At 70.3% G+C, this 20177-nt stretch carries 20 protein-coding genes and 3 tRNA genes; 2 read left to right on the forward strand and 21 right to left on the reverse strand.

The window, feature by feature from the left end; all coding sequences use genetic code 11:
- Positions 1–43: 43 nt before the first annotated feature.
- The 4 genes from rplK to TR33_RS06395 form a co-directional block, all read right to left on the reverse strand.
- Positions 44–472 carry a 50S ribosomal protein L11 gene (gene rplK / locus TR33_RS06380; RefSeq protein WP_014910186.1) on the reverse strand — a complete coding sequence of 143 codons (429 nt, stop codon included), beginning with the start codon at positions 470–472 and terminating at the stop codon, positions 44–46.
- Positions 473–751: 279 nt separating this feature from the next.
- Entirely contained in the window at positions 752–1552 is an 801-nt protein-coding gene (gene nusG / locus TR33_RS06385; protein ID WP_014911994.1) for a transcription termination/antitermination protein NusG, read from the reverse strand.
- A 191-nt stretch (positions 1553–1743) separates the two neighbouring features.
- The gene (secE, locus tag TR33_RS06390; protein WP_014912925.1) at positions 1744–1998 is read right to left on the reverse strand and encodes a preprotein translocase subunit SecE; all 255 of its coding nucleotides are present in this window, start codon (positions 1996–1998) and stop codon (positions 1744–1746) included.
- A 100-nt stretch (positions 1999–2098) separates the two neighbouring features.
- A tRNA-Trp gene (locus TR33_RS06395) sits at positions 2099–2171 on the reverse strand.
- A gap of 201 nt (positions 2172–2372) precedes the next feature.
- Between TR33_RS06395 and TR33_RS06400 the strand changes: the two genes are divergently transcribed.
- Both TR33_RS06400 and TR33_RS06405 read left to right on the forward strand, forming a co-directional pair.
- Positions 2373–3581 carry a pyridoxal phosphate-dependent aminotransferase gene (locus TR33_RS06400; RefSeq protein ID WP_042282604.1) on the forward strand — a complete coding sequence of 403 codons (1209 nt, stop codon included), beginning with the start codon at positions 2373–2375 and terminating at the stop codon, positions 3579–3581.
- A 118-nt stretch (positions 3582–3699) separates the two neighbouring features.
- The gene (locus tag TR33_RS06405; RefSeq protein ID WP_026125253.1) at positions 3700–4749 is read left to right on the forward strand and encodes an adenosine deaminase; all 1050 of its coding nucleotides are present in this window, start codon (positions 3700–3702) and stop codon (positions 4747–4749) included.
- 27 nt (positions 4750–4776) lie between these two features.
- Here TR33_RS06405 and TR33_RS06410 read toward each other — a convergent pair whose 3' ends face one another.
- From TR33_RS06410 to TR33_RS06490, 17 genes are all read right to left on the reverse strand, one after another.
- Positions 4777–5370 (reverse strand): TMEM165/GDT1 family protein, encoded by a 594-nt coding sequence (locus TR33_RS06410; RefSeq protein WP_014913226.1) that lies wholly within the window; start codon positions 5368–5370, stop codon positions 4777–4779.
- 298 nt (positions 5371–5668) lie between these two features.
- Positions 5669–6730 (reverse strand): UDP-N-acetylmuramate dehydrogenase, encoded by a 1062-nt coding sequence (locus tag TR33_RS06415; protein WP_199806119.1) that lies wholly within the window; start codon positions 6728–6730, stop codon positions 5669–5671.
- Between the two features lie 58 nt (positions 6731–6788).
- Positions 6789–7214, reverse strand: a complete 426-nt coding sequence (locus TR33_RS06420) for a MaoC family dehydratase (RefSeq protein WP_014912200.1) — start codon at positions 7212–7214, stop codon at positions 6789–6791.
- A 16-nt stretch (positions 7215–7230) separates the two neighbouring features.
- Positions 7231–7674 carry a MaoC family dehydratase N-terminal domain-containing protein gene (locus TR33_RS06425; RefSeq protein WP_017535906.1) on the reverse strand — a complete coding sequence of 148 codons (444 nt, stop codon included), beginning with the start codon at positions 7672–7674 and terminating at the stop codon, positions 7231–7233.
- 151 nt (positions 7675–7825) lie between these two features.
- Positions 7826–7990 (reverse strand): 50S ribosomal protein L33, encoded by a 165-nt coding sequence (gene rpmG / locus TR33_RS06430; protein WP_026125254.1) that lies wholly within the window; start codon positions 7988–7990, stop codon positions 7826–7828.
- A 102-nt stretch (positions 7991–8092) separates the two neighbouring features.
- Positions 8093–8168: transfer RNA gene (locus tag TR33_RS06435), tRNA-Met, on the reverse strand.
- Between the two features lie 101 nt (positions 8169–8269).
- Positions 8270–8345, reverse strand: a tRNA-Thr gene (locus tag TR33_RS06440).
- Positions 8346–8794: 449 nt separating this feature from the next.
- The gene (locus tag TR33_RS06445) at positions 8795–10876 is read right to left on the reverse strand and encodes an ATP-binding protein (protein ID WP_014911090.1); all 2082 of its coding nucleotides are present in this window, start codon (positions 10874–10876) and stop codon (positions 8795–8797) included.
- Between the two features lie 111 nt (positions 10877–10987).
- On the reverse strand, positions 10988–15565 hold the full coding sequence (locus TR33_RS06450; protein ID WP_042282162.1) for an SbcC/MukB-like Walker B domain-containing protein: 4578 nt from the start codon (positions 15563–15565) through the stop codon (positions 10988–10990).
- A complete protein-coding gene (locus TR33_RS06455) occupies positions 15519–16913 on the reverse strand; it encodes a TIGR02678 family protein (protein WP_042282165.1) in 1395 nt (464 codons plus the stop codon). Before TR33_RS06455 ends, TR33_RS06450 begins: the two co-directional genes overlap by 47 nt.
- Before the next feature lie 2 nt (positions 16914–16915).
- Positions 16916–17923 (reverse strand): DUF2397 family protein, encoded by a 1008-nt coding sequence (locus TR33_RS06460; protein ID WP_042282166.1) that lies wholly within the window; start codon positions 17921–17923, stop codon positions 16916–16918.
- Positions 17924–18099: 176 nt separating this feature from the next.
- The gene (locus TR33_RS06465; protein ID WP_234305767.1) at positions 18100–18603 is read right to left on the reverse strand and encodes a hypothetical protein; all 504 of its coding nucleotides are present in this window, start codon (positions 18601–18603) and stop codon (positions 18100–18102) included.
- Positions 18604–18733: 130 nt separating this feature from the next.
- Positions 18734–19030, reverse strand: coding sequence for a hypothetical protein (locus TR33_RS06470; RefSeq protein ID WP_017535911.1), 297 nt, complete (start codon positions 19028–19030; stop codon positions 18734–18736).
- A 9-nt stretch (positions 19031–19039) separates the two neighbouring features.
- Positions 19040–19285, reverse strand: coding sequence for a hypothetical protein (locus TR33_RS06475; protein WP_017535912.1), 246 nt, complete (start codon positions 19283–19285; stop codon positions 19040–19042).
- A gap of 11 nt (positions 19286–19296) precedes the next feature.
- Positions 19297–19545, reverse strand: a complete 249-nt coding sequence (locus tag TR33_RS06480) for a hypothetical protein (RefSeq protein WP_014912622.1) — start codon at positions 19543–19545, stop codon at positions 19297–19299.
- 12 nt (positions 19546–19557) lie between these two features.
- Positions 19558–19815, reverse strand: coding sequence for a hypothetical protein (locus TR33_RS06485; RefSeq protein ID WP_014911899.1), 258 nt, complete (start codon positions 19813–19815; stop codon positions 19558–19560).
- Between the two features lie 57 nt (positions 19816–19872).
- Positions 19873–20118 carry a hypothetical protein gene (locus tag TR33_RS06490; RefSeq protein WP_014910044.1) on the reverse strand — a complete coding sequence of 82 codons (246 nt, stop codon included), beginning with the start codon at positions 20116–20118 and terminating at the stop codon, positions 19873–19875.
- Between the last annotated feature and the right edge of the window lie 59 nt (positions 20119–20177).

The raw sequence follows: 20177 nt of genomic DNA on the forward strand, positions 1-20177 counted from the left end.
CCTGCCACGGTGGTTCTTGCCGTCGAGCGATCCCTCGCGGGGGCTACTTGACCTCGATGCCCATGGAACGGGCGGTACCGGCGACGATCTTGGTGGCGGCCTCGATGTCGTCGGTGTTGAGGTCGGGCAGCTTGGTCTGCGCGATCTCACGGACCTGGTCGGCGCTGATCGAACCGCTGTTGCTGCGGCCGGGCTCGCCACTGGCCTTGTCCAGACCGGCGGCCTTCAGGATCAGCTTGGGCGCCGGCGGCGTCTTCGTGACGAAGCTGAAGGAACGGTCCTCGTAGATGGAGATCTCTACGGGGATGACGTTGCCGCGCTGGCCCTCTGTAGCAGCGTTGTACTGCTTGCAGAAGTCCATGATGTTGACGCCGTGCGGACCGAGAGCGGTACCGACGGGCGGCGCCGGGGTCGCCTGACCGGCGGGCAGCTGCACCTTGACGAGTGCGGCGAGTTTCTTCTTCGGAGGCATATCGGGTCCTTTGCCTGATCTGCATTGTGTGCCGGCCCCTGCCTCCCTGACGGCACGCCCGGGTCACGAGGACCGCGGTCGGGCCGCTGCCGAAGGAGGCTCCCACGTCCATGCGCGGGCGACGGCCCGTCGGGACCGGACGGGCCGGGCGCGTGCCCCACCCTGACGAGAGTCGGGTGCCGCACGCGACGGTGGGCCCACCCCCGATGAGGGTGGACCCACCAAGTCTACGTCGCCCGGACAGTGGTCCGGGCGGAGTGTGGGGAGAACCCCACCTCGTCAGATCTTGGCGACCTGGTTGAAGGAGAGCTCGACCGGGGTCTCACGACCGAAGATCGAGACGAGCACCTTGAGCTTCTGGGTGTCGCCGTTGATCTCGCTGACCGTGGCGGGCAGGGTCGCGAACGGACCCTCCATGACCGTGACGGACTCGCCGATCTCGTAGGCCACGTCGGAACGCGCCTCGCCACCGGCCGCGGCCTTGGCCTGCGGGGTCTGCTCCGGCTCCTCCTCGGGCTCGGGGGCCAGCAGCTTGGCGACCTCCATGAGGCTGAGCGGCGCGGGCTTGTTGGACAGGCCCACGAATCCGGTGACGCCCGGGGTGTTGCGGATCGCGGCCCAGGACTCGTCGGTCAGGTCCATGCGGACGAGCACGTAGCCCGGCAGCACCTTCTCGGTGACCTGCTGGCGCTTGCCGCTCTTGACCTCGGTGACCTCGTGTTCGGGCACCTCGACCTGGAAGATGTACTCCTCCATGTTGAGGGACTGGGTCCGGCTCTCGACGTTGGCCTTGACCCGCTTCTCGTAACCCGCGTAGGTGTGCACGACGTACCAGTCGCCGGGCAGAAGGATGAGCTCGTTCTTGAACTCCTCGACGGGGTCCAGACGGGGCGTCTCGGGCGCGGCCTCGGCCTCGTCGTCACTCCCGTCGGCCTCTCCGGCCTCCCCGGCGAGCTCCGGGTTCTCGGCGTCGACCGCCGCGTCCTCGGACGGCTCGCCCGCCAGGCCGGTCTCTTCCGCCGACGACTGAACCGGCTCCTCTTCGGGGAAGTCGTCAGAGGTCAGTGGGGACTCGGACACGGCTGCTCTTTCTCTCGTCGGATTCGCTAGGGCGTGCGACGCACGCCGAACAGGCCGTGCGTCGAACCCAGTTCTGCCAGCTTACGGTCTCTCCGGGCGACGCGGGACCAACGCGCGGACGAGGAAGGAAGGGGAGAGGCGGAATCGACACGCCTCCACCCCGTGGACGGGGTCTCCCCCGAGAGGTGCGATCAGACCCCGGCGGGACGGCCGAAGGTGCTGTAGAGCCAGGTGACGGCCTCACCGAAGGCGAAGTCGAGCAGAGAGACGTAGGCGAGGACGATCACGACGAAGACCAGGACGACGATCGTGTAGGTGACCAGTTCCTTGCGCGTGGGCCAGCGGACCTTGCGGAGTTCGCCGACGACCTGCTTGGTGAACGTCACCGGACCGGTACGACGCTTGGGCTCCTTGTCGGGCTTGGCGTCGGCGTCAGTCTGAGTCACCTGGGGTCCTTAGGGTCGCGGGTTGCTTCATTCCCCGTAAGTTCCGTCGCCCCTCACGGCGGGGTGGCGACGGATCGCCACCCCGTACCGCGCGGACTTGCAGGGCAGGAGGGACTCGAACCCCCAACCGCCGGTTTTGGAGACCGGTGCTCTGCCAATTGAGCCACTGCCCTTTGCGGAAACTTCGTTCCCCACCATAGCCGGTATCGAGAGCCGTCGCACAACCTTGAGTGATGTGACGGCTGTGTAACGAAGCCGACCGACGCGAGCAAGTGTACGCCCTCCCCTGTTCTCGGCCAAACCGGTCGATCGCCCCATCCGGTGTGTGACCTTCCACCCGACGCGAAGGAAGGGCACGTGACACCATGGAGCACATGACTGACCGACCTCGTGTGTCCGCGCGCATCAGCGCCATCTCCGAGTCCGCCACCCTCGCGGTGGACGCCAAGGCCAAGGCCATGAAGGCGGAGGGCCGTCCCGTCATCGGCTTCGGCGCCGGCGAGCCGGACTTCCCGACGCCCGACTACATCGTGGAGGCCGCGGTCGACGCGGCCCGGAACCCCCGCTTCCACCGCTACACCCCGGCCGGCGGGCTTCCCGAGCTGAAGAAGGCCATCGCGGAGAAGACGCTGCGCGACTCCGGCCTCGAGGTCGACCCCTCCCAGGTCCTGGTGACCAACGGCGGCAAGCAGGCCATCTACGAGGCCTTCGCCGCCATGCTCGACCCGGGCGACGAGGTCATCGTCATCGCCCCCTACTGGACCACCTACCCCGAGTCGATCAAGCTCGCGGGCGGTGTTCCCGTCTTCGTCGTCACCGACGAGAGCACCGGCTACCTCGCCGACGTCGAGCAGCTGGAGGCCGCGCGCACCGAGCGCACCAAGGTCCTGGTGTTCGTCTCGCCGTCCAACCCCACCGGCGCCGTCTACCCGCGCGAGCAGGTCCGCGCCATCGGCCGCTGGGCCGACGAGCACGGCCTGTGGGTGCTGACCGACGAGATCTACGAGCACCTCGTCTACGGCGACGCCGAGTTCAGCTCGCTGCCGGTCGAGGTCCCCGAGATCGCGGACCGCACGGTCATCGTCAACGGCGTCGCCAAGACGTACGCGATGACGGGCTGGCGCGTGGGGTGGATCATCGGCCCCAAGGACGTGGTGAAGGCCGCCTCCAACCTCCAGTCGCACGCCACGTCCAACGTCGCGAACGTGTCTCAGGCCGCCGCCCTGGCCGCCGTCTCGGGCGACCTGACCGCGGTCGACGAGATGCGGAAGGCCTTCGACCGCCGGCGTCGGACCATCGTGGGCATGCTCAACGAGATCGACGGTGTGGTCTGCCCCGAGCCCGAGGGCGCGTTCTACGTCTACCCGTCCGTCAAGGGCGTGCTCGGCCGGAAGATCCGCGGCCGTACCCCGGCGACCTCGGCCGAGCTGGCCGAGCTCATCCTGGAGGAGGCCGAGGTGGCGGTGGTCCCGGGCGAGGCCTTCGGCACCCCCGGCTACCTGCGTCTGTCGTACGCGCTCGGCGACGAGGACCTGGTCGAGGGCGTGACCCGGGTCCAGAACCTGCTGGCCGAGGCCGAGTAGTCTCCACGCTCCACCGGGCCCCGGGCGACGTTCCGCCCGGGGCCCTTCGTGTGCGGCGCCGGCCACGGTGTCGTCGATCTCGGTGCGAGCGGGGGTGTTCATGCGGCAGTCTTACTTCATGGAGACACCGACCAGCGCCCGCCGGTTGGACCGGCTGCCCAAAGCCCATCTGCACCTGCACTTCACCGGCTCGATGCGCCACGACACCCTCGTGGAGATGGCCGAGCTGCGGGGGGTCCACCTCCCCCAGGCCCTCGTCGAGGAATGGCCGCCCCGATTGCGCGCCACGGACGAACGCGGCTGGTTCCGCTTCCAGCGCCTGTACGACATCGCCCGCTCGGTGCTCAAGGAGCCCGAGGACATGTACCGCCTGCTGCTCGAGGCCGCCGAGGACGAAAAGGCCGCGGGCTCGGGCTGGCTGGAGATCCAGGTCGACCCGAGCGGATACGCCTCCAGGTTCGACGGACTGACCGCCACGTTGGAGTTGATCCTGGACGCCGCCCGGATCGCCGAACGCGAGACCGGCGTGGGTGTGGGGATCATGGTGGCCGCCAACCGGACCCGGCACCCTCTGGACGCTCGCGCCCTGGCCCGGCTCGCCCGCCAGTACGTGGGACGGGGCGTGGTCTCGTTCGGCCTCAACAACGACGAGCGCCGAGGCCGTGCGCGCGAGTTCGAGTCGGCCTTTCGCATCGCCAAGCGCGCCGGACTGTTGTCGGCGCCGCACGGCGGTGAGCTGAACGGGCCGCGCAGCGTGCGCGAGTGCCTGGACGAACTGGACGCCGACCGGATCGGCCACGGGGTGCGGGCCATCGAGGATCCGTACCTGGTGGAGCGGATCGCCACCCAGGGGGTCACCTTGGAGGTCTGCCCGACCTCGAACGTGGGTCTGGGCGTGGTGGAGCAGGTGGAGCACCTGCCGTTGCGCCGGCTCTTCGACTCGGGCGTGCCCATCGCCCTGGGCACCGACGACCCGCTGCTGTTCGGCCCCCGCCTGGTGGAGCAGTACCGGATCGCACGCGAGGTCTTCGGGTTCACCGACCCCGAACTGGCCGAGCTGGCCCGTATGTCCATTCGGGCCTCCGGGGCCCCCGACGCCCTCAAGAAGGAACTCTCGGCCGGTGTGGACGCCTGGCTGGCCGCGCCTCCGGAGCCTCTCGAGGGGTGAGCGGCCGGGGCCGCGGTCCCGGCCGGCTCAGGCCAGGAGCATCCAGGCGCCCTGGCCGAGCATCGCGACGCCCGCCACGAAGAACAGCACCGCCGCGCCGATCCGGATGGCGCGTTCGGGGAGCTTCTTGCCCAGGACCGCGCCGATGGCGATGGCGATGGCGTCCGCGGCGACCATCCCGACGGTGGAGCCGATCCACACCGGCAGCCAGTGGTGCTGTGTGCCGACGGTGATGGTCGCCAGCATGGTCTTGTCTCCGAGTTCGGCCACGAGGAAGACCACGAACACGGTCATGAAGCCGGAGCGGATACGGCGGGAGGCGGCCCGCTCCTCGTCCTTGTCGGTCATCTCGTCGCCCCTCAGGGTCCACGCCCCGAAGAAGAGGAAGGCGAGCCCGGCCGCGAGGGTGAGCCAATCGGTGGGCAGGGTCGCGCCGAGCACCTCGGCGATGAAGACGCTGCCGAGGTGGACCAGCGCGGTGGCGGCGGTGATGCCGAGAAGAACGGTGCGCACCCGATAACGGGTCGCCAGGGACATCGCGACGAGTTGGGTCTTGTCTCCCATTTCGGCGATGAAGATGGCGATGGCGCTCAGACCGAGGCCGAGGATAAAGGCCGACATCGTGCTCCCACTGTCCTTATTGGGCGGAAGGAAGCGGATAACGCCCCTTCAACCCGGTCGTTTCCTACCGGGTCAAAGGTCTCGTCCGCCCGTCGGAGTCGGGCTCATGCGGCCGGGATGTACATCCAGCATGTCGACCGCACGCATTGGGGACTACTCCCCTTCGACGGAAAGAACATTACCAGTGGACTTTTTGCACTGGCAATTCGTCGCATCGGCGAATTGATTTATCAGGAAGGGCGAAAAAGCGAGTTCGGTGCGCCCAACACATTTCTTGGGCGCACGGCCCGGGTGACGGTCAGAGGGAGACGCCGACCATCACCGGCTCGTTGACCAGGCGCACCCCGAAGGCCTTCTCCACCCCCGCGCGCACCTCGCGCGCCAGGTCGAGCAGATCGGCCGTGGTCGCCCCGCCCGGGTTCGTCAGGGCGAGCGTGTGCTTGCCCGAGATCCTCGCCGGGCCGTCCCCATAGCCCTTGGTGAAGCCGGCCCGGTCGATCAGCCAGGCGGCGGAGAGCTTCACGTTCCCCGCCTCGTCCGGGTGTCCCGGGATCTCGGTCTCGGCGCCCAGACGCTCGGCGGCGCGCTCACGGAAGGCCGAGTACTCCTCCGGCGACAGCACCGGGTTGGTGAAGAACGAACCGGCGCTCCGGGTGTCGGGGTCGGCCGGGTCCAGGACCATGCCCTTGCCCCGACGCAGCCCCAGGACGACCTCGCGCGCCTTCTCCAGGGGCACCCGGTCCCCCGCGTCCACACCCATGGTGCGGGCGACCTCGGCGTAACGGACCGGACGGCTCGACGGTCCACGACGCAGCTCGAAGACCACCTCGCACACCACGTGACGGTCGCTCCCCTTGAAGACGCTGTCCCGGTAGGTGAAACCACAGTCGGCGTTGGACATGGTGATCCGCTCGCCCGTGACACGGTCCAGGACCAGCACCTCACGGATGGTCTGGGAGACGTCCTGGCCGTAGGCCCCGACGTTCTGGATCGGCGTGGAGCCGACCCGACCGGGGATGCCGGAGAGGAACTCGACGCCGTTGAGCCCCTCGGCGACGGTCCGCTCCACCAGCGGATCCCATTCCACACCCGCGTCCGCCCGCAGCAGGACGACGTCCTCACCGGTCTCCGGGTCGGTCCCGTCCTCGGTGAGGGTCACACCCTGGGACGCGACCAGGATCACGGTCCCGGGGAAGCCGTCGTCGGCGACCACCAGGTTGCTGCCGCCACCGAGCACGAGCACACGCTCTCCGGCGCGGTCGGCCTCGGTGACCAGTCGGATCAGTTCGTCCGTGGAGGAGGCGGTGTGGAAGGCCTTGGCGGGGCCTCCCAGTCCGAGCGTGGTGTGGTCGGCGAGCATCGTGGACACGGTCTTACCTCGACTTGCGAAAGAAGCGGACACGGGCGTGGGGGGCGGGTCAGGCCAGCCGCACGACGGCGGAGGCCTTGGCCAGGACCTTGGCGCCCGCGGAACGGGCGGTCAGCATGACGGTGACGGTCCCGTCGTCGTTCTTGGACTTGACCTTGCCGCCGACGGTGATCTCGGCTCCCTGATCGTCGTCGGGGACCACCACGGGCGCCGAGAAGCGCACCGAGTAGTCGACGACACTGCCGGGGTCCCCGGTCCAGTCGGTGATGAGCCGTCCGGCCTCGGCCATCGTGAACATGCCGTGCGCGATCACGTCGGGCAGGCCGACGGACTTGGCGAAGCGCTCGTTCCAGTGGATGGGGTTGAAGTCGCCGGAGGCGCCCGCGTAGCGGACCAGGTCCAGACGGCGGACCGGGAAGGTCCGCTCGGGGATCGTGGCGCCGGTCTCGACGTCGTCGTACTTGAGCCTGCTCATCGTCTCTCCCCGTCTCCTAGGAACCCCGGACGACGAGCATCATGCTCGCCGTCACCACATGCTCGCCGTCGGCCGCCTCGGCGACCGTCTCCAGGGTGAGCAGCTCGTTGCCGCCCAGGGCCTTGATCCCGGTGATGCGGGTGACCGTGCTGAGGACGTCGCCCGCGTACAGCGGCCGGCTGTAGTGGAAGCCCTGGTCGCCGTGGACGACCCGGGAGAAGTCGACGCCCAGGTCGGGGTCGGCGATGGCCAGCGCGGAGCCGGCCATACCGAGGATGACCGGGAAGGTCGGCGGGGCGATGACGTCGGGGTGCCCCATGGCCTTGGCCGAGGCCCGGTCCAGGTAGACCGGGTTGAGATCGTCGATGGCCTCGGCGAACTCGCGGATCTTGCCGCGGGTCACCTCGTACACCTCGGGGGCGGGATACTCCCGGCCGAGGTAGTCAGGGTTGATCGCCACGCTCTGCCTCTCGGATGTGGAAACGACGGTGTCGGGTCCGCGGTGACGGCGGGGGCCGTACACAGCGAACAGCCCGGTGAGCGGTTGGCTCACCGGGCTGGAGTCTACGAGAAGCTGACCGCTCCCTGCCTGGGCTACGGGCGCCGAGGGACTAGCGCGTCTCGCGGTGCTCGTTGTGCTTGCGGCAGTTCGGGCAGAACTTCTTGATCGTCAGACGGTCGGGGGTGTTCCGACGGTTCTTGCGCGTGATGTAGTTCCGGTGATTGCACTCCTGGCAGGCCAGGGTGATCTTCGGCCTCACGTCTGTGGCAGCCACTTCGGAGTGCCTTTCTCGCTGGAGACATTACCTGGGCGCAGTACGAACACTGCTCGAGACCCACAACAACCCCTGAGTACTCGGCCTCAGGGGTCAGTGGGTTGGTAGCGGGGGCCGGACTTGAACCGACGACACAGCGATTATGAGCCGCTTGCTCTACCGACTGAGCTACCCCGCCCCGGTTGGAACGGACCGGAACCACGAAGGGATCCGCCCCGGTCTAGGCCGGTGCGGATCCACCGGCCACCCACCTGAGTGGACCGGAACCTCATCAAGTGGTGGAGCCCCTTTACGGAATCGAACCGTAGACCTTCTCCTTACCATGGAGACGCTCTGCCGACTGAGCTAAAGGGGCACGCTGTGGGGCTTTCTCTCGTCCGCCCCGGGGGCGTTGCCCCCTTGCGTTGATGATGACTATACAGGGGTTGAGGGGTGGTCTGCCAAATCGAACGCCCGCCACCCCCGGAGCCACCCCTCCCCCGGGAACGAGATCCCTTACGGGGCAGGGGTTTCAGGACCTCAAGGCCCCTCGAAGCACCCACCACAAGAACCCCGATGTGACCCGGCGCACGAGCCACACGCCCTCTCCCCCGACCGCTGGAGTAGAGGTGGGAGATCGCGTGACCGTCAAACCCTGCCGGGGCTGAGGCCCGAAAGTGCTTGCTTTGCGCCTCCGCTTCGCTTCGGCGCGTGTTCGGGCGCCAAGGGAGGGAGCGTTCTTCATCCTCGTCCACGCCTACGCTCGTACCTCGCGGGCGGCTCGACTCGTCTTGCAGAACACTCCCGGCGCCCGAACCACACCCCTCAGGCGGGGTCGGCGAGCCAGACGTTGGACATCGCGTCCCGGTTGATCGTACGGATGTCCGCGGGGAGCCCCAGGCGGCGTAGGGCGTCCGAGAGGCGGGTGTCGTGGGTGAACACGACCAGCTGGCGGTGGCGCCCCACGTCGGCCAGGACGGAGGCGAGCCCTTCGACGGTCTCGGTGTCCATGGCTTGGACCGGATCGTCCAGGAGGAGGAAGCCGAAGGGGTTGTCGTCCACCAGGGTGCGGGGCAGGCAGATGGACAGGGCCAGGGCCTGGAACTCGCCCTGGCTGAGGAGCCCGGGGGCGCTGGTCTGATCGTCCACCCCGTCCACGGCGACGTCCACTTCGACCCGACGGCGGGCGCCCCGGCCGATCAGACGCATGCCCTGGAGGTCGATGTGGCGTTCCTGGCGGAGGCGGAACCACACCTGTTCGGCCTGATGCGCCACCGGTCCCAGTCGTTCGGAGCGGACCGAGTGGGCGTATTCGGCGAGCCATTCGAGGGCGGCCTCGGTGTCGGCGAGGGTCTCACCCGCCTTGATCGCCTCTTGGGCGTCGTTGAGCCATTCGGTGAGCCGTTCGGCGAGTTCGCCCCATCCGTCGGTGGGGTCCTCCAGACGCTCGGTGGCGTCACGGCGTGCGCTGACGGCGGCGGCGCGGAGTTTGCGTCCCACGACTTCGATGTGGTCGGCGAGTTCGGCGAGGTCCTCTATGTCGTCGCCCGATTCCCAGAGGGCCCAGACCTGCCCGAGTTCGCTCTCGGGCGGCAGCCAGCCGGGCATGGGCGAGAGCAGGAAGCGGGCCTGGTCGCGGGCGTTGTCGGCGCGTTCGTAGGCGGCCGAGGCGGTGGCGGCCTGGGGACGAAGGGCGCGGAGTTGGGCGTTGGCCCGGCGCACCCAGTCGGGGCCGAGGGCTCCGGCCGAGTCACAGGTGGGGCAGGTGGTCTCGGTGGGGTGGCGCTTGTGGTGCTCGATGGCCTGTTCGAGGAGGCGGACCACACCGTGCGCGTGGTCGCCTTTGCTGCCGGCGGCCATGGCCAGTTCCATGGCGGCGCCGCGCAGTTCGTTGACGACGTCGGCGATGAGGGCCCGCTCGGGGACCGCGAGGCGACGCAGGCGGCGCAGCACCACGTGCAGGGCCGGGTCGCTGGGGCCGTCGTCGGCGGCGATCCGACGCAGGGCGTCGAGGTCCATCGAGGGCGAGGAGAGGATCTGCGCGGCCTGGGCGGCCCGGGGGTCGGAGGAGGCCGAGAGGGCCTCCATGAGCTGTTTCAGGGCACGAGAGGGGCGTTCACGGCGCCGGACGAGGCCGTCGCAGACCTTCGCGAGGCGACGTTCGGCCTCGGCGAGTCCGGTGAGCCCCAGCAGCGCTGTGAGGGTGTCGTAGAGCTCGGCGGCGCGTCCGGTGACGGTCCGGCCGAGTTCGTCGTAGGACAGGAAGGGCCGGTAGCGGACGAGGTTCTCGCCCCAGTCGAGGGTACGCAGCGGGGAGACCCGACCGTCGGGGTGGACGACCTCTCCTCTCGCGGAACGGACGCTCTCCCCGGTCCAGCGGCGGCTGATCCGGGTGGGTCCGTCGTCTCCGGCGATGTGGATATCGACGGTCGCCTCGGTGCGCTCGTCGTAGTGCAGGTTGCGCCAACCGTCGCGCCAGCCGGTGGGCATGGAGTCCCAGCGGGGGTTGCGGCCGGTCAGCGCCGCCTCGGCGGCCTCGGCGAAGCTGGACTTGCCGGAGCCGTTGCGGCCCACGATGACGGTGAGACCCGGCCCCGGGGAGAAGGTGAGTTCGGCGGGACGACCGATGCCGCGGAAGCCCTCGACCCGGATCCCGGTGAGGTAGGAGCGGCGCATGCGTCCGGGACGTGGGGACGGTTCGTCGAGGACGGGTTCGGGGATCCGCTCTCCTTGGAGGAGCGCCTCCAGGGCGTCCTCTCCCCAGAGGGCCGCGTTGATCCAGGCCCGGACCCTCGAGGGGGTCCCGGAGCGCGCGAGGGCCTCCAGGAGAGCCGTCGTGGTGGGATCGTCCCCTCCTCCGGAGGTCTCCCTGCCGCTCCGTCCTCCGTTCGTGTCGGCCTCGGGCATCCGAGTCACCTTCGCCACCCCGCTCCGTTATCGAACCTGCACCAGAAGACTAGGACAGGACGGGAGGAAGCGCCCTGGTGATACGCGTAACGTCCGGCCCCGCGACCGCACCTATACCCCGACCAGCCTCCTACGACTACCGTCCCAGGTGAAGTGCAACGTCGCGATGCCCGGGACGTTGGGATCGCGCAGGCACTCGTAGATGTTGAGGCTGGGCACGCTGGCGAAGCACCCCCAGACCCGCTCGGAGGTCAGGACGAAGTCGAGGTCGAGTTCGACCAGGAGACCGAGCAGACGTCCGTGTGTGGGTTCGTCGACCTTGGCGAAGGCGTCGTCGAGCAGGATCAGGCGGGGCGCCCAAGGGGCACGTGCCGCCAGGGCGTCGAACTGGGCGGCGGCCGCGGCGAACAGCACCAGATAGGCGACCACGCGCTGCTCGCCCTGGCTGAGGGCGGTGCGGTGGCCCAGGCGACGTTCGTCTCCGGCGGCGTCGGTGACGTAGACGGTGAACGTGAACCAGGATCGATAGTCGAGGGCGGCGCGCAGTTGGGCCCCACCGGTGGCGGTCGGGTCCAGGCGTCGGATGGCCTCGATGCAGCGGCGCAGGGCGTCGCGCAGCCTCGTGGTCTGGACGCGGGTGCGTTTCTCGGCCGGGGTGGCCAGGAGCGGCACGACCGCCTCGATGTCGGCCCCGGCGTCGGGGGCCAGGTCCCAGTCCAGGCGCACTCCGAGCCCGGCCGAGGTGGTGACGTCCTTGAGGACGTCGTTCATGGTGGCGATGAGGGCACGGGCCTCGTCGATCTGGTGGGAGAGGTGGCCGGCGAGTTCACCGAGCAGGTGGCGTTCGAAGGCCTCCTCCTCGGCGATGGCGACGCTCTCCTCGGCCCTGGTGACGGACTCGGCGACGCGTTCGGCGTAGACCGTGACGTCGTGGGAACCGTCCTCGTCGTGGACGGTGAGCCGCTTGATCCCCCGGGGTTCGGTGAGTTCGGTGCGGGTCTGGGACCAGCCGACGGAGGTCAGGAGCCTCTGGAGCTCCTCCCGGCTGGCGAGGACGGCGCTGTCGTCGATCTCGACGGCGTCCTCCTGGGCGGCCAGGCCCTTCTCCAGGTCGGCGACGAAGGCCGCCAGGAGGCCGAGGCGCTCCTCGGGCCCGGTGGGCTCGGCGCCGGGTTCGGTCTCCAGGCAGGCCAGGTAGCGACGCAGGGGGGACCCCTCGGAGGCGCGTTCCTCGAGCCCGGCGGCGCGCAACAGGACGACGTCGGCGAGGAAGCTCTCCGAGGCCTCCTCATCGGTCCCCGTGGGTTCGACGGTCATGGTGACCGAGTCGATCAGCCCCTCCCCCACCGTGAGGGCCCGACGGACCTGTTCGGCCCGTTCGTCGGTGGCCGCGTCGAGGCGGGCCTCGGCTCCGACGCGTTCGTCCCTGGCCCGCTGGGCGGAGCGTTCGAGTTCGGGGAGGCGTTCGGTCGCCTCTCGGGCGCGGGCCCGGACCTGCTCGCGGGCGGCCTCGATCCGCTCGTCCCCGACCCCGCGGGCCCGGTCGCCGAGTTCGAACTGGCGGCGCACCGTGATCATGTCGTCGATCGCGGCCGCGCGGGCGTCCTCCGCGAGCAGGCGGGCCGCGCGGGCTCGGGACCAGGCGGCCACGTGGTGTTCGTGGTCGGCGAGTTCCCAGGCCAGTACGTCGAGGTCGCGCAGGGAGGAGGCGATGAGGACCCGCAGGTGGTCCAGGGCCCGAAGCGCGCTGTCGAGTTCGACCCGGGTGGTGGGCAGGCCGTCGGGTCGGGCGGCGTCGGCCAGGCGGGCGCGCAGCTCGAGGAGCTCGGCGCGTGCCTCGTCGGCGGCGGCCCTGGCGGTGTCGTGGGCGCGGCGCGCGGTGGCGACGTCGTTCCTGGCGACGTCGAGGGTGGCCCAGGCCCGTACGAGCGGGGCCGGGTCCGGCAGGTCCCGGGAGACGTCGAGGAGTTCGGTGTAGGAGCGTTCGACCGCCCAGCGGCGCTCCCCCGCCTCGGCCAGGAGGGCCTCGGCCATGGCGATGCGGCGGTCGGTGTTGGCGGTCTGGCGGTCGCGGGCGCGTTTGCGCGCTGCCTCGCCGATGTACTCGGGTTCGCTCTTGTCGTGGGCTCCGGAGGCCACGCCCAGGCGCCAGCCGCCGGAGAGCGACATGGAGCTGACGGTGGCCAGGGAGTGGTCCCGGCGGTGCTTGGCCTCGGTGTCCTCGGCGGTGCCGGGGGCCTCCGAGCGCAGGGCGATCGAGGCGAGCAGGGCGCGCAGACCCTCGTCGTGGACGCCGCGGTCGGGGACGGCGACGGGAACGAGGACGTCGAGGAGGGTGCGGCCCTTGGCCGGGCGGGCCGGGGTGATGATGAGGTCGCGGGTGGTCGGGTCGTAGAGGGTCCCGTCCGCGTTGACCCAGCCGGCGAGCAGGCCGCTGGCCTCCAGCGCCGCCTCCAGACCGGCCTGTTCCCGGGTGCTCAGCCCGTCGACGAAGTCGATGGCGAGGTGGAAGGGGACGCCTTCGGAGTCGGGACGGGGGTAGGTGGCCCAGGAAGGACGTTCCGGGCCGCTGTCGGCGCTCTTGAGCTTGCGTTCGGCGAGTTCGGCGAGCTCGTCGGAGAGCTGTCCCTCCTCGTTGACGGCGACGTCCCTACGGGCGCGCAGCTCTTCCAGGAGCGGATCGACGGCGGTGTGGGCCAGTCGGGAGACGGTGGCCGGGACCTCGGCGTCCAGGACGCGCAGGGAGTCGGAGATGGGCAGTTCGACACTGCCCTCCAGCTCGTGGATGGAGTCGCCGAGGGCGTGGGCGTGACTGGAGTCGCGCAGGCGGGCGGCCCAGGAGCGCACGCCCTCCGCGTAGGTCGCGCTCCGTTCCCTCAGCGTCTCGATGGCCTCCCGCTCACGCTCGTGCGCGTGTTCGAGGGTGGCCTGGGCGCTCTCGGCCTCGCTGTCGAGGGCGATCAGACGCCGGTCGGCGGAGGCCTCGGCGGTGGTGAGGCCGGTGAGTCGGGTGACCAGGTCGGCTCGGGCGACCGCCGTGTCGGCCACGGAGGTGAGCGTGTCGTGCAGCCCGCCGAGGTTCGTCCGCAGGTCGTCGAGGTCGATGCCTTCGACGGGGGCGCGTTCCACGGCCTGTTCGAGCCCCTTGAGGTCCACCCGGGTGGTGCTCTCTCGAGGAGCGTGGACGGCGACGCGGGTCTCGGGGACCCGGCCCAGGTCCCGGGGGTCCATACCGGCGGCGGTGGCCGCCCGGGTGCCCTCCACGTGGTTCTGGCGCAGGACGTCGAGGGCGCGTTCGATGGAGGAGGAGTCCTCGCCGAGCCGCTCGATCGCGTGGTCCTCGGTGGTGGCGGCGTGTTCGGCCGCGACCCAGGCCGCCTCGGCCGCGCGGATGTAGGCGCCCACGGCGGCGTCGTAGGCGCGACGTTCGTTGGTGGTGGCGGTGGCGGCGCCGTTGCGGGCGGCCGCCAGGGTCCCGTCGTCGGCCTCGGCGGTGTCGCGGGTGCGGCGTGCCTGGTCGCGTTCCTCCGAGATCCGGCTCTCGGCGGCGATCAGCTCGTCGAGTTCGGCGCGGAGTCGGTCGGTCTCCTCGGTGCGTCGGGTGAAGGCGTCGAGTTGTTCGCGGACGGAGGCGGCGCGGAAGCGCAGGGCGTGCACGAGGTAGCCGTGGTAGTCGGTGAGGAAGGAGGCGACCCCCGCCCCCGCGTCGGTGAGGGCGTTCTTCTCCGCGCGGGCCTGTTCCAGGTCGGCGATGTTGCGGGCGACCTCGTCCAGGACGGACTCGTCCATGGGCGGCAGTGCCTCGGAGAGCACGCCGACGAGCTCCCCCGCCTCCAGCCGGTCGCCGATGGTGGGGCGGCGCAGCCGGTAGAGCAGGTGGATGAGGTTGCGGTAGCGGACGGAGTCGTCGATGCCGAACAGGCTGCGCATGACGCGCGCCCGGTAGGGAACGGCGCTGGTGAAGCAGTTCTCGGCGCCGATCTCCGAGCGCAGCCGGTCGACGGGTTTGGGCCGGCCGTCCGTGACCAGGTCGAGGTCGTGGCCGACCCTGCGTTCGGTGACGAAGTAGACGCAGCGCGGGTCGGAGTCGCCCACGGCCATGACGGCGGCGCCCAAGGTGAGGTAGCGGGGCTCGGGTCCCTCTCCGGCTCCTTCTCCTTCGCCGTCGGTCTCGGAGCCTTCACCGAGCAGGGCGGCGGCGGACCGGGGGCCGGTGTCGTTCCGGGCCGCCGCGTCCAGGCCCCGATCGCCGCGGGCGGTCGTGAACTCCACCCACAGGTAGCCCAGGCGGGTGGCGGGGCCGGCGGTCGTTCCGGACCCGTCGGTCGCGTCGTCCACCTCTGCCGGCTCGTCCTCGGGCTCGCCGAGCAGGTCGGGGCCGGCCTCCTCCACCGGGGCCCGTCCGGCGCGGGGGTCCTCGGCCATGAGCCAGCGCAGGCTGGTCCGGTTGGTCCCGGTGGTGTCCAGACGACGGACGTCCCCGTCCAGGAGGAAGGGGAGGAGCATCTCCAGGGCCTTGGACTTTCCGGCGCCGTTACGCCCGCGCAGCAGCAGCCGCCCCTCGGCGAAGTCCAGGACGTGGTCGTCGTACTGCCAGACGTTCCGGATGCCCGCGCGTTCGAGGCGATAACGGGGGGTGGGGTCAGCCGGAGCCGTCTCCCGGGCCTCGCTCGTCTCCTGTGTCACCACTGGTCGCGCTCACCTTCTCGTTCGCCACCGTTCGCAGCACGGACGCCACTCGGTCGAGGTCTTCACGGGGGTCGGTTCGAAGCCTCGACTCGTCGTGCTCGGACGCGTCGTGACCGGCTCCACGCGGTCGCGCGGGGTCCGTCCGGTCGTCTTCGTCATTGTCCTGGATCCGGGGGACGCGATCGTCCACTTCCGCGCCGAATCGGGCCGCGGCGGCGGTCAAGCGCCACTCGCCGGGGCCTCCGAGGAGCAGCCCCGAGTCGGCGAGGAGTTCCAGGACGAGGGTGCGGAGCCGGTCGGGGTCGGGGACCTCGGGCCCGGCGGTGCGCGCCCAGTCGGCACGTGCCGGGGCGTCGGCTCCACCGAGGGCCTCCAGCGCCACCTGGAGTTCTCGGTCGGGTACGGGGACCGAGGTGGCGGGACGGCCGGGGTTCAGACGACCGGCGAGATGACGGACGAGCGCGAGCGCGGTGTGGCCGACAGGGTCGTCGGAGGGGAGCCGGGGCGAGGTGGCCGCCTCGTCGGACATGATGAGCGCCACACCCTCCGCCCGGATCTCGATCTCCCCTCCGAGGAGGTTGCCCAGAGCCGCGGCGGCGCGCCACTGGTGGGCGGCGAGACGGTCCCGCTGACGGGCGGGGAGCTCCTCACGGTGGACCACGGCGGTCTCGGCGAGCAGCCGCCGCAAGGTGGTCTCTCCGGCCTGGTCGCTCTCGGGGTCGGGGTCGACGGCTCCGGCGAGGAAGGTGTCGGCGGTGTCCCCGGCCTTGGGCAGGTGGGCGGCGACCGCGCGCAGGGCGTCGACGTCGGGGGTCAGCACGGCGTCGACGGCGGCGTCGTCGCGATGGGCGCGGATCGTACCGGAGGTCTCGGTGAGCGCTCCGAGGCCGGTCAGGTGGAGCAGGGCCGCGCAGAAGGCGCGACGCTCCGCCAGCCCTCGGGTCGGATCGGCGTCCACCCCGGCCTCTCCGGCGGCGTCGCGCACCCCGCGCGCCAGCGCCCGGATCCCCACCGGTTCGGTGGTCTCGACGAGGACGGCCAGGCTCAGGGCCAGGTGGGCGAGGGCGCGGGGGGTGAAACGGGTTCCGTCGGCGCGGGTCAGGGGGCGGACCACCTCGTCGACGAGACCGCGTTTGATCAGGCGGGCATGGTCGTCGGCGACGGTGAGGCGGTAGCCGAGCACGCGTTGGAAACGCTGGACGAGCCACTCGGTGTGCGATCGCACCAGCGAGAACTCGGTCGGGTGGGCCCGGCGGGTGAGCAGCGGCCTGGCCATGAGGGCGCGGGCGGCGGCCTGACGCTCTCCGAGCAGGGCGGCGTCTTCGATGTGGACGTTCGGCACCGTCACCCTCACCTCCGGGTCCGGGGCGTGTGCGTGATGATCTCGATCGGACCGGTGGTCTCGGCGTCGGGGTCCGGTCCCGGGAGGCTATCGGTCCGCTCGGGTCCCTCGTCCCCGGCCTCCGGTGAGAGGGCCTCGTCGTCCTCGAGGGCCGTCTCGGGTTCGAGGGCCGCTTCGGTCTCCTCGGAGCCCTCCGTCGTCTCCGGGGCCTCGGGGCTCTCGGTGGTCTCCTCGGGCTCGGGCGTCTCGTCCGTCTCCGGGGATCCGGGCTCTTCGGGGACGTCGAGGGTCTCGGTCCGGTCGGGGACATCCGGCCCGTCGATCTCCCCTTCCGGCTCGGCGAGGGGCTCGACCGGCGTGGGGGGAACGGTCTGTCCGTGGTGTTGGTCGTAGGAGGTCACGTGCAGGCGCAGCCCCTCCAGAGTGAGGTCTCCGCCCTCTCCCCGGACGACGACCTCCGCCCCGGGCGCGGTGTGGACGTGCAGACGCAGCCCGAACTCCAGGTCGCCGGCGGATGCGGGACCGCGGGAGGCGTCACCGGACCCCAGGGCCGTGGTGAGGAGTTCCATGAGGACCTCCATCCCCGCACCGGACAGGTCCAGCCGGGCCCGGTCGGCCGTGGGCTCGGTGAGCAGGGAACGCACCTGTTCGGCGCCGGCCCGCCTCCAGTGGGCGGAGGACTCGGCGGCGTCGCGCAACCGGGCCTGTTGGGCGCGGTGGTCGCGGACGGGCTCGGGCGAGCGCGTCCCGGGATGTTCGGTGACGGTGCTGCGATCGGGTTCCGCCTGCCACCAGGAGGTGGTGGCCGCCACTCCGTCGGCGACCCGGCCTTGAAGGTCGCGCGAGGGGTGGAGCGCGAAGGCCGCCGTCGCCAGGGCGTCCGCCCGATCCGGCTCGGCCTCCTCGAACCACGCGGCCAGGCGCAGCAGAGCGGCGCGGCCGTGCCGTGGCACCGGCCGGTCGCCGGTGTCCTGTCGTTCGTCCGCGCGATCGTTCGCCCACTGGTTGAGTCCCACAACTCAGCAGACTAGAGACCTCCGGGGCCCGCCACGCCCGAATCGCTCTTCTCCATGCGCCGAAGGCATCCGCCCCCACCCGATGTGAACAGGCGTTTCGTGATTCCTGCGGCCTTTGTAAGGATTCGGCGAAGGACGGGTGGAGTCGAAGTTCACTCCACCCGTCACGTATTCGCTCAGTCCGTCTGGGAGGGGACGGCCAACCGACCGCCGTCCGCGTCGTCCAACGCCTGACGCTGTTCCTCGGGCATGTCCCCGTAATCGGTGATGGTGTAGGTGGAGAAGTACGGGGTGCCGTCGACGTCCACCGGGTCGGCGAGTTCGACATCGACGTCGTAGGGGTCGTCCTGGCACCCCTGGTCCATGCACCAGGTGCCCAGCACCTCCCCCTCACCGCGGGCGCCGTCCTCGTGCCACTCGTCCCACTCCATGTCGGAGAAGGTCGTGAACTCGGTGGCCACGTAGTCCTCGGGCCGCTGGTCGGGGAAACCGTTCTCGTCGCCGTGGAAGTTGAGGACCTGGACGTCGCCCTCGGCCGTCCTGTCGTCGTCGTCCCGCTCGTAGCGGTCGTCCTCTCCGTCGCCCTCCCCCGGAGCGTTCTCCTCGCCCCCCGTGTTCTGCTGTCCACAGGCGGAGAGGGCCAGGGCCAACGCCGCCCCCATCAACAGTGCACGCCTCATATATCGCCTCCTCGATCGAACTCATCATGTTCCGGCGAACACGACAAGGCCCCCCGGCGACACGCCGGGGGGCCTTGGTAACGCTCTGTTCCGTCACCGGGATCCGAAGGACCCCGTTCGCAAGGGGCGACTAGTGGTAGCCGTTGCCCTTGTCGTGGTCGTGCCCGTGCTCACCACGGTCGTGGTCCACGTTGGTGCCGACCGGGCCGTTGACGCAGTCGCCCGTGGTCTGCGGCGACAGGATCGGCACGTTGGCACCGACGAGGCCGACGGCCAGCTCGGTGTTGCACAGCTGAACCGGAACCAGCTGCAGGTTCTGGTTGAACTGCTGGTCCCCACCGTGCGAGGCGGACGCCGGAGCGGCCGCGAGCATCGCACCGAGCGCGACACCGGCGATCGCGGTGGCGGCGGTGAACTTCCGCAGCATCTACGACTCCTAGTCGATGTTGGTGCTGACCGGGCCGTTGACGCAGTCGCCCGTGGTCTGCGGCGACAGGATCGGCACGTTGGCACCGACGAGGCCGACGGCCAGCTCGGTGTTGCACAGCTGAACCGGAACCAGCTGCAGGTTCTGGTTGAACTGCTGGTCCCCACCGTGGGAACCGGCGGAGGCCGGGGAGGCCGCGAGCATGGCGCCCAGGGCGATGCCCGCGATGGCGGTGGCGGCGGTGAACTTACGCATCTACAGGGCTCCTAGTCGATGTTGGTGCTGACGGGACCGTTGGTGCAGTCACCGGCGGTCTGCGGCGACAGGACCGGGATGTTGACACCGGCGATGAGCCCGACGGCCAGCTCGGTGTTGCACAGCTGAACCGGCACGGCCTGGAGGTTCTGGTTGTACTGCTGGTCCCCACCGTGGGAACCGGCGGAGGCGGGGGCCGCGGCGAGCATGGCGCCCAGGGCGATGCCGGCGATGGCGGTGGCGGCGGTGAACTTACGCATGTCGGGGTTCTCCTAGTCGATGTTGGTGCTGACGGGACCGTTGGTGCAGTCGCCCGTGGTCTGCGGCGACAGGACCGGAACGTTCACGGCGACCAGGCCGACGGCGGCACTGGTGTTGCAGAGCTGAACCGGAATGGCCTGCAGGTTCTGGTTGTACTGCTGGTCCCCACCGTGCGAACCGTGGGAACCGGCGGAGGCCGGGCTGGCGGCCAGAACGGCGGAGATAGCGGCACCAGCGACGAGGCCGGCAACACCGAGCTTACGCAGCATTCAAATCACCCTTCGAAGAAATTCGAGATATCGTCTCGGTAGAAACGATTGCCGGAACTAGCTGATGTTGGTGCCGACGGGGCCGTTCACGCAGTCACCGGTCGTCTGCGGCGACAGGATCGGCACGGTGACCGCGACCAGACCGACGCTGCCGGTCAGGTTGCAGGACTGGATCGGAACCAGCTGAAGGTTCTGGTTGAACTGCTGGTCACCGCCGTGCGAGGCGTAAGCGGGAGCCCCCATGAGGAGCGCGCCCATCGCGGCACCAGCGACCAGGCCAGCAGCGGTCAGCTTCTTGATCATGTTTCCCCCGGGAAATCATGCGAGGTTTCGACAGAAAAAGACGCAGGCGCTTCTTGCAC

Source organism: Nocardiopsis alba, from assembly GCF_000710955.1.
In the GTDB taxonomy this organism is placed as follows: Bacteria; Actinomycetota; Actinomycetes; order Streptosporangiales; family Streptosporangiaceae; genus Nocardiopsis; species Nocardiopsis alba.

Excerpts from the sequence above, each read along its gene's own strand:
- TR33_RS06400 (WP_042282604.1), top strand. The coding sequence starts at position 2,373 with ATGACTGACCGACCTCGTGTGTCCGCGCGCATCAGCGCCATCTCCGAG.
- TR33_RS06470 (WP_017535911.1), bottom strand. The coding sequence starts at position 19,030 with ATGCTGCGGAAGTTCACCGCCGCCACCGCGATCGCCGGTGTCGCGCTC.
- TR33_RS06405 (WP_026125253.1), top strand. The coding sequence starts at position 3,700 with ATGGAGACACCGACCAGCGCCCGCCGGTTGGACCGGCTGCCCAAAGCC.
- TR33_RS06490 (WP_014910044.1), bottom strand. The coding sequence starts at position 20,118 with ATGATCAAGAAGCTGACCGCTGCTGGCCTGGTCGCTGGTGCCGCGATG.
- TR33_RS06485 (WP_014911899.1), bottom strand. The coding sequence starts at position 19,815 with ATGCTGCGTAAGCTCGGTGTTGCCGGCCTCGTCGCTGGTGCCGCTATC.
- TR33_RS06410 (WP_014913226.1), bottom strand. The coding sequence starts at position 5,370 with ATGTCGGCCTTTATCCTCGGCCTCGGTCTGAGCGCCATCGCCATCTTC.
- TR33_RS06415 (WP_199806119.1), bottom strand. The coding sequence starts at position 6,730 with ATGCTCGCCGACCACACCACGCTCGGACTGGGAGGCCCCGCCAAGGCC.
- TR33_RS06465 (WP_234305767.1), bottom strand. The coding sequence starts at position 18,603 with ATGAGGCGTGCACTGTTGATGGGGGCGGCGTTGGCCCTGGCCCTCTCC.
- TR33_RS06475 (WP_017535912.1), bottom strand. The coding sequence starts at position 19,285 with ATGCGTAAGTTCACCGCCGCCACCGCCATCGCGGGCATCGCCCTGGGC.
- TR33_RS06420 (WP_014912200.1), bottom strand. The coding sequence starts at position 7,214 with ATGAGCAGGCTCAAGTACGACGACGTCGAGACCGGCGCCACGATCCCC.
- TR33_RS06445 (WP_014911090.1), bottom strand. The coding sequence starts at position 10,876 with ATGCCCGAGGCCGACACGAACGGAGGACGGAGCGGCAGGGAGACCTCC.
- rplK (WP_014910186.1), bottom strand. The coding sequence starts at position 472 with ATGCCTCCGAAGAAGAAACTCGCCGCACTCGTCAAGGTGCAGCTGCCC.
- TR33_RS06480 (WP_014912622.1), bottom strand. The coding sequence starts at position 19,545 with ATGCGTAAGTTCACCGCCGCCACCGCCATCGCCGGCATCGCCCTGGGC.